The sequence below is a fragment of the Massilia phosphatilytica genome (assembly GCF_977014125.1).
Window position 1 is genome coordinate 1 of sequence record NZ_CDRNIL010000061.1, and the last position, 2797, is coordinate 2797.

A 2797-nucleotide genomic window follows, 5' to 3' on the forward strand; every position below is an offset into this window, starting at 1 on the left:
CATTTGCTCAAGGTTAAAACGGAGGAGTTAGTTGGATGATCCAGCACCTGGGAGAATCCAAGTAACCAAGAGAGCGGAAACGCTGCGCTTACAACTCGGGGCCATGATGAACACCATGCGAAGACGACGCGATAGACGCCGATCGGAGCACGATGACAACGTTTGGCTGTTTGTCAATTTACCCCTGACTAGGATACGAGATGAAAACCTATCGCAAATACCTGATGACCGCCCTGTCCGCGCTGACCCTCGGCACCGCCGCGCTGGGCGCCCACGCACAAACGACGGACCAGGCCGCACCGCCGGCCCGCCACGGCATGCAGCACCAGAAACCGACGCCGGAACAGCGCGCCGCGTTCCGTGCGAAGCGTATCGCCAGGCTGCACGACGAGCTCAAGATCACGCCGGCCCAGGAAAACGCCTGGAACGCCTTCGTCGCGTCGATGCAGCCGCAGGCACACCGGCAGCACGACCGCGCTGCCTGGGCCAACCTGACGGCGCCGGAACGCATGGCGAAGATGATCGACATGCAGAAGCAGCGCACGGCCGCGCTCGAGCAGCGCCAGGCGTCCCTGAACACGTTTATCGGTCTGAGCGCGGACCAGAAAAAGACGTTCGACGAGAAAGCCGCGCGCTTCGGCCATGGCCATGGCCACGGTCACGGCCACGGCATGCGTCGCGGCTGATCGGTAGGGTGGGCACCCCGTGCCCACGCGGCGATACGCGACGTTCGCGATACCGCCCGTGCCGGCGAACGTTGTGCGCGTGGGCGGGGGCCGCCCACCCTACAGCAACTTGGCCAGCGAACCGAGGAACTTGTTCGTGTCCTGATAGCCGATCACCCGGCTATCAGGAATCTCTGTACCCCGCTTGTCGAACATGATGATCCCCGGCGGCCCGAACAGGCCGAAGCGCTTGAGCATCGCCCGGTCATCCGCATCGTTGGCCGTCACATCGACCTGCAGCAGCACCGTATTCGCCAGCCGCGCCTTGACGGTCGGGTCGACGAAGGTCAGCTTTTCCATCTCCTTGCACGACACGCACCAGTCCGCATAAAAATCCAGCAGCGCCGTGCGGCCGCCCGTCGCGGCCAGCGCGGCGTCGAGCTGGGCCACGGTCTTGATGCGCGTGAACGCGAGCCGCTGCGCCGGCGCGCCGCCCGTGAAGCGGGCCAGCGGCGCAATCGGATCGCGTGCGCCGCTGGCCGCGCCCACGAGCTGGACCGCGCCGAGCACGACACACGCCGCGCCCAGGGCCGCGCCGGCCCAATGCCCATGTTTGCCGAGACCGCGCAGCAGATAAAAGCCATAGCCCAGCAGCAGCGCGGCCCACAGCAGCATCTGCGCGAGGCCCGGCAGCACGGGCGCGGCCATCCACAAGGCCATGGCGAGCATCAGCACGCCGAAGAAACGCTTGACGGCCTCCATCCACATGCCGGCACGCGGGAGCAGCGAGCCGGCCGACACGCCCGATCGAGCAGCAGCGGAATGCTCATGCCGATCGCCATCGCGAACAGGGCGGCAGCCGCCCGATCGACGACGTCGCGCGTCTGGCTGATGTACACGAGCGCGCCCGCGAGCGGCGCGGCCACGCACGGGCCGACGATCAGCGCCGGAGATGCGCGCCCATCACGAACACGCCGGCCAACTTGCCGGACGCCTGGCGCCCCGCTAGTCGCTGGCCAGGCGGGTCTGCAGCGCGGCCGGCAGCCTGCAGCTGGAACACGCCGAACATCGACAGCGACATCGCCGCGATCAAGCAAGGCGAAGCGTCGAGCAGCACCCACGGATTCTGCAGCGCGGCCGCGAGGCCTTCGCCGACGAGGCCGGCGGCGACGCCGAGCGCCGTGTAGACGATCGCCATGCCCGAGCTGAATACGCGAGCGACAACACAAGGTCCGCGCGAGCGCGTGCACCTGTCTGCCCTCGCCCACGATAATCGACGACAGGATCGGCACCATCGGCAGCACGCACGGCGTGAACGCGAGGCCCAGGCCCAGCAGGATGAAGGCGGGGACGATGGCGAGCAGGCGGCCGCCCTGCAGCAGCGACGCGATGCCGGACAGTTCGGACGGCGCGCCGCGCGCAGGCGCAGGCGCGGCGCGTTGCGCGGCCGGCGCCACTGCCGGTGCCAGCGCGGCGGGCGTATCGACTTGCGGCGCCGGCTGGGCGGCTGTGCCCGGGAATGCGAAGGTGCCCTGGCCGGGCGGCAGCGACTGCCCTGGCGCGACGCTCATCTGCGGCTCGCCGCCGCCGCCCGGCGCGAGCTGGATCGACGTGTCCTGCGGCGGATAGCACAGGCCCTTGTCCGCGCAGCCCTGGCCGCTGGCGTTCAGCTTGAAGGGCCCCGCGGCCTCGACGGGGATGCGGATCTCGACGCCGTGGTGATAGGTCTCGACGTTCTTCTGGAACGTGTCGTCGAACTTGACCTTGCCGGGCGGGATGGCGGGCTCGCCCAACTTCGCGCCGTTCGCACTGAAGTGGAAGCGCTCGCGGTACATGTAGTAGCCGTCGGCGATCGCATAATTCACGACGATCGTGTGCGCATCCGCCATGTCGCGGAAAACTTGAACGCCTGTTCGGGCGGCAGGAAATCGTCGTCCGCGCGGGCGACGGGAACGAAGGCGAGGCAGGCCAGCAGCAGCGTGCACAGCGCGGCCAGCAAGCGCGCGGATTGCAGATGGGTCGGAAGATTGGTTTCTCAACGCATCAGCATGGTACACCAGGTGCTGGATCATCCAACTAACTCCTCCGTTTTAACCTTAGCAATACGTAACTGAACGAAGTAACAGGCAAAA

The 2797-nt window shown here is 67.3% G+C and carries 5 protein-coding genes and 1 pseudogene; 2 read left to right on the top strand and 4 right to left on the bottom strand.

The annotated features are described in order from the left end of the window. Nucleotides 1–200 precede the first annotated feature (200 nt). Nucleotides 201–686: a Spy/CpxP family protein refolding chaperone gene (locus tag ACWNCF_RS02210; RefSeq protein ID WP_449405856.1), complete on the top strand. Its 486-nt coding sequence runs from the start codon at nt 201–203 to the stop codon at nt 684–686. A gap of 99 nt (nt 687–785) precedes the next feature. On the opposite strand, the gene ACWNCF_RS02215 is transcribed toward ACWNCF_RS02210, so the two are convergent. The 4 genes and pseudogenes from ACWNCF_RS02215 to ACWNCF_RS02230 all read right to left on the bottom strand — a co-directional run. Further along, entirely contained in the window at nt 786–1433 is a 648-nt protein-coding gene (locus ACWNCF_RS02215) for a thioredoxin family protein (protein ID WP_449405857.1), read from the bottom strand. Then, the gene (locus tag ACWNCF_RS02220; protein WP_449405859.1) at nt 1394–1591 is read right to left on the bottom strand and encodes a cytochrome c biogenesis protein CcdA; all 198 of its coding nucleotides are present in this window, start codon (nt 1589–1591) and stop codon (nt 1394–1396) included. The genes ACWNCF_RS02215 and ACWNCF_RS02220 overlap by 40 nt, the downstream gene beginning before the upstream one ends. Before the next feature lie 14 nt (nt 1592–1605). Further along, nucleotides 1606–1863, bottom strand: coding sequence for a cytochrome c biogenesis protein CcdA (locus ACWNCF_RS02225; protein ID WP_449405860.1), 258 nt, complete (start codon nt 1861–1863; stop codon nt 1606–1608). A 100-nt stretch (nt 1864–1963) separates the two neighbouring features. Next, nucleotides 1964–2554: pseudogene (locus ACWNCF_RS02230) on the bottom strand (protein-disulfide reductase DsbD domain-containing protein); the annotation flags it as partial. Here ACWNCF_RS02230 and ACWNCF_RS02235 point away from each other — a divergent pair. Next, nucleotides 2540–2779 carry a hypothetical protein gene (locus tag ACWNCF_RS02235; RefSeq protein WP_449405858.1) on the top strand — a complete coding sequence of 80 codons (240 nt, stop codon included), beginning with the start codon at nt 2540–2542 and terminating at the stop codon, nt 2777–2779. The pseudogene ACWNCF_RS02230 and the gene ACWNCF_RS02235 sit on opposite strands and share 15 nt — an antisense overlap. Nucleotides 2780–2797 lie beyond the last annotated feature (18 nt).

What these genes read in the sequence shown, in the direction of transcription:
- ACWNCF_RS02215 (WP_449405857.1), bottom strand. Translation starts at nt 1,433, where the DNA reads ATGTGGATGGAGGCCGTCAAGCGTTTCTTCGGCGTGCTGATGCTCGCC.
- ACWNCF_RS02210 (WP_449405856.1), top strand. Translation starts at nt 201, where the DNA reads ATGAAAACCTATCGCAAATACCTGATGACCGCCCTGTCCGCGCTGACC.
- ACWNCF_RS02225 (WP_449405860.1), bottom strand. Translation starts at nt 1,863, where the DNA reads ATGGCGATCGTCTACACGGCGCTCGGCGTCGCCGCCGGCCTCGTCGGC.